At 69.4% G+C, this 3816-nt stretch carries 4 protein-coding genes; 2 read left to right on the top strand and 2 right to left on the bottom strand.

Translation table 11 applies throughout. The features are described 5' to 3' along the window. Both FV228_RS22790 and glpX read left to right on the top strand, forming a co-directional pair. Positions 1 to 975, top strand: a 975-nt coding sequence (locus FV228_RS22790) for a homoserine dehydrogenase (RefSeq protein ID WP_147856681.1), incomplete at its 5' end; no start/stop codon positions are given. 144 nt (positions 976 to 1119) lie between these two features. Continuing rightward, positions 1120 to 2097: a class II fructose-bisphosphatase gene (glpX, locus tag FV228_RS22795; protein WP_147856682.1), complete on the top strand. Its 978-nt coding sequence runs from the start codon at positions 1120 to 1122 to the stop codon at positions 2095 to 2097. Between the two features lie 12 nt (positions 2098 to 2109). Here the strand turns inward: glpX and FV228_RS22800 are convergent. Continuing rightward, positions 2110 to 3065 (bottom strand): IS630 family transposase gene (locus FV228_RS22800; RefSeq protein ID WP_147856683.1). Its coding sequence is split into 2 segments (ribosomal slippage): positions 2110 to 2720 and positions 2720 to 3065, totalling 957 coding nucleotides; the frame shifts between segments, so codons are not numbered across the junction. A gap of 115 nt (positions 3066 to 3180) precedes the next feature. Beyond that, positions 3181 to 3816 (bottom strand): L,D-transpeptidase (locus FV228_RS22805; protein ID WP_147856684.1); only part of this gene is annotated, 636 nt, incomplete at its 5' end.

Genomic DNA, 3816 nt, shown 5'->3' on the forward strand with positions numbered 1-3816 from the left:
GCGCTGGCGGCGCTCGCCGAGGCGAACGGCGTCGCGCTGGCCTACGAGGCCGCGGTGGCCGGCGGCATACCGGTGATCAAGACCCTGCGCGAGGGCCTGCCCGGCAACGCCGTGGCGCGCGTCTACGGGATCCTCAACGGCACTTGCAACTACATCCTCAGCCGCATGGAGCGCGAGGGCCTGACCTTCGAGGCCTGCCTCAAGGATGCGCAGGCGCTGGGCTACGCCGAGGCGGACCCGACCTTCGACGTCGAGGGTTTCGACACCGCCCACAAGCTCGCGATCCTGACGAGTCTGGCCTACGGCACCACCATCGACGCCGACGGTGTGTCGGTGGAGGGCATCTCCCGGGTGCAGCCCCTCGACCTGCGCATGGCCGACGAACTCGGCTACCGGATCAAGCTGCTCGGCGTCGCCCAGGCCTCCGAGGCCGGGATCGAGCAGCGCGTCCACCCGACCATGGTGCCCAAATCCTCCGCCATCGCCCAGGTGATGGGCGTGACCAACGCCGTCACCATCGACGCCGACGCGGTCGGCGAGCTGACGCTGATCGGCCCGGGCGCCGGCGGCGAGGCGACGGCTTCCGCAGTGGTCGCCGACATCGCCGACGTGGCCCGCGGTATCGTCCGCCCGACCTTCGGGGTGCCGGCGGCGTCGATGCGCGCCAGCGAGCGGGTGGAGATGCAGCGGCACGAGGGCGGCTATTACATCCGGCTGACCGTCCACGACCGCCCCGGCGTCGCCGCCGGCGTTGCCCAGCGGATGGCCGAGCGGGAGATCTCCCTGGAGAGCATCCTCCAGCGCCGCACCGAGGGCGCCGGGACGGATCCCCGCGGGCGTTCGGGCCGGCCGGTGCCCCTGGTGCTGATCACCTACGCGGCCACCGAGGGCAACATCCGCGACGCGCTCGACGCGATCGGCGCCGACGGGCTGCTGGCCGAGCCGCCGCAGGTCATCCGCATCGAGCGTGAATAAGAGTGCACAAAGTCGCGTCATGTGCCGCAATGTTGATGCAAGATAAGTGATACTTTTGCGGCGCGCGTAGGCTGACAGGCGTTGGTCGACGACGATCAAACCGGGATCCGACTCAAGATCGGACCCGGACAAAGGCAGGAAGCGATGGCCGTGGCCCCCAAGTCCGAACCGCGTGGCGTTCCGCGCACGCTCGCCCTCGAACTCGCCCGCGTCACGGAGCGCGCCGCCATCGCGGCGGCCCGGCTGCGGGGCAAGGGCGACGAGAAGGCCGCCGATCAGGCCGCGGTCGACGCGATGCGGGCGGAACTCAACAGCCTGCCGATCCGCGGGACGGTGGTGATCGGCGAGGGCGAGCGCGACCAGGCGCCGATGCTGTTCATCGGGGAGCAACTCGGCCAGGGGGAGGGGCCCGAGGTCGACATCGCGGTCGATCCCCTGGAGGGCACGACCCTCTGCGCCAAGGACATGCCGGGCGCGATCGCCGTGATGGCCATGGCCGAGCGCGGCTCGCTGCTCGCCGCCCCCGACGTCTACATGCAGAAGATCGCCATCGGCCCCGGTTACCGGCCCGGCCTGGTCGACCTCGACGCCAGCCCCGCCGACAACATCGCGGCGCTGGCCCGGGCCAAGGGCGTCGAGCCCGATCAGATCACCGCGCTGATCCTCGACCGCCCCCGGCATGCCGCACTGATCGCGGAGGTGCGCGCCGCCGGCGCCGCAGTCCGGCTGATCTCGGACGGCGACATCGCCGGCATCATCTTCACGGCGAGCCCGGGCGAGACCGGCATCGACATCTATCTCGGCACCGGTGCCGCCCCCGAGGGCGTGCTGGCGGCCGCGGCCATGCGGTGCATCGGCGGCCAGATGCAGGGACGGCTGATCTTGGACACGGCCGAGCGCCGCCGCCGCGCCGCCGAGATGGGCATCGACGACCTCAACCGGAAATATGATCTGGTGGATCTCGCCAGCGGCGACGTGATCGTGGCCGCCACCGGCGTGACCGACGGGGCGCTCCTCCGCGGCGTCCGCTTCCGGCCCGACCGGATCCAGACCGAGACGGTGGTCTACCGCTCGGAGGCCGGCACGGTCCGGCGGATCCTGGGAGAGCACCGCCGCAGCTAGAGCCGTGTCCTTTCAGGTTGGCTCATAGGCATCGTATCCAGCAGCGGTGAGGTAGTTTCGGCACTCATCCGGTCGGACGGCGGCGAACGCGTCCTCGATGGCGATGGTCAGGTCGGCGGCGGTCCGTGTTGCAGCCGTCCGGAGGAGGGCTTTGACCTTGGCAAAGACCTGCTCGATCGGATTGAAGTCGGGACTGTAGGGCGGGAGGTAGAGAACCCGTGCGCCGACCGCCTCGATGGCCTCGCGCACCCCGGCGACCTTGTGGGCGTTCAGATTGTCGAGGATGACAGTGTCACCGGGCCTCAGCACCGGAGCCAGGATGTCGGTGACGTAGGCGCGGAAGCGCATACCATTCGTGGCTCCATCGAAGACGGTCCTGGCGATCAGTCCCGTGGCGCGCAGGGCGGCGGTGATGGTGGTGGTCTTGTAGTGCCCGTGAGGCACGGCGATCCGGCAGCGCTGACCGCACGGAGAACGACCATAGCGGCGGACCATCTTCGTCGTGGCGGCCGTCTCGTCGAGGAAAACCAAGCGGTCCGGATCTAGATCGGGTTGCCCATCGAACCAGTCCTCGCGCGCGGCCCTCACATCCGACCGCTCCTGCTCGGCCGCGTGGACAGCCCCTTTTTACGGGTGATCCCATGCCGGGCGAAGAAGCGTGACAGGCTGCTCGTGCTCGCCCGGACGCCGCGTTCCGAGAGCCTGTCGCGCAGTTCCCGCAAGAAGGAGAGCGGGTGTTCTTCGTTGAGTCGAAGGATCAGGGCCGCCTGCGCTTCCAGACGCTGCGAGTTGCGGTCGCCGCCCATGGGCTTGGGCGCGATCTGCCTGTCCTGACGGAAGCGCTCGTACCAACGGACCGCGCTGGCCGCCCCGACACCGAAGCGTTTGGCCGCCTGACGCCGCGATGCACCCGCTTCAATCGCAGCGACCACACGCTCGCGCAGATCCACCGACAGGGCTGAAGGCATGGCGATCCTCCATCACAAGCCCATCCAGTGAATCACACGCCAGCCAGATCGCCTACCCCGCGCGATTCAACCCGCCAGGGCACGGCTCTAGGCGCGACGGCGCCCCCGAGAGCGATCAGTTCAGGACGACGACCTTGGAGCCGACGTTGACCCGGCTGAACAGGTCGATCGCGTCCTGGTTGATCATCCGGATGCAGCCCGAGGACACGCTCTTGCCGATCGAGAACGGCTCGAGGGTGCCGTGGATGCGGAACAGCGTGTCCTTGTTGCCCTGCCAGAGATACATGGCGCGCGCGCCCAGCGGGTTGCGCAGACCGCCGGCGACGCCGAGGCCGCTTTGCAACTTGTCCACCTCGCTGGCGAGCTTCGGGCTGCGGGCGATCATCTCCTTGGGCGGGTACCAATCCGGCCAGGCCTGCTTGGAATTCACCGTCGCGGTGCCGGACCACGAGAAGCCCTGCTTGCCGACGCCGACGCCGTAGCGGCGGGCGCGCCCGCCCTGCTCGACCAGGGTGAGCTGGTGGGCGCGCGGGTCTACGATGATCGTGCCCGGCTCGTAGGGGCCGCTATAGGCGATCTCCTGCCGGAGATAGGCCGGGTTCATCTTCTTGTAGTTGAAGGCCTGGACCGGGAACACGTCGTCCGGGATCGGCCCATACGCCTTGGCGTAGTCGATCGGCCCGTCGTCGGGCGCGCGCAGCACGGCCTTCGCCTTGGCGGCCTCGATCGGCGAAAGACCCTCGGCCGGGGG

The sequence above is a fragment of the Methylobacterium sp. WL18 genome, assembly GCF_008040015.1.
In the GTDB taxonomy this organism is placed as follows: Bacteria; Pseudomonadota; Alphaproteobacteria; order Rhizobiales; family Beijerinckiaceae; genus Methylobacterium; species Methylobacterium mesophilicum.

Coding starts and splice junctions, on each gene's coding strand:
- glpX (WP_147856682.1), top strand. CDS start 1,120: ATGGCCGTGGCCCCCAAGTCCGAACCGCGTGGCGTTCCGCGCACGCTC.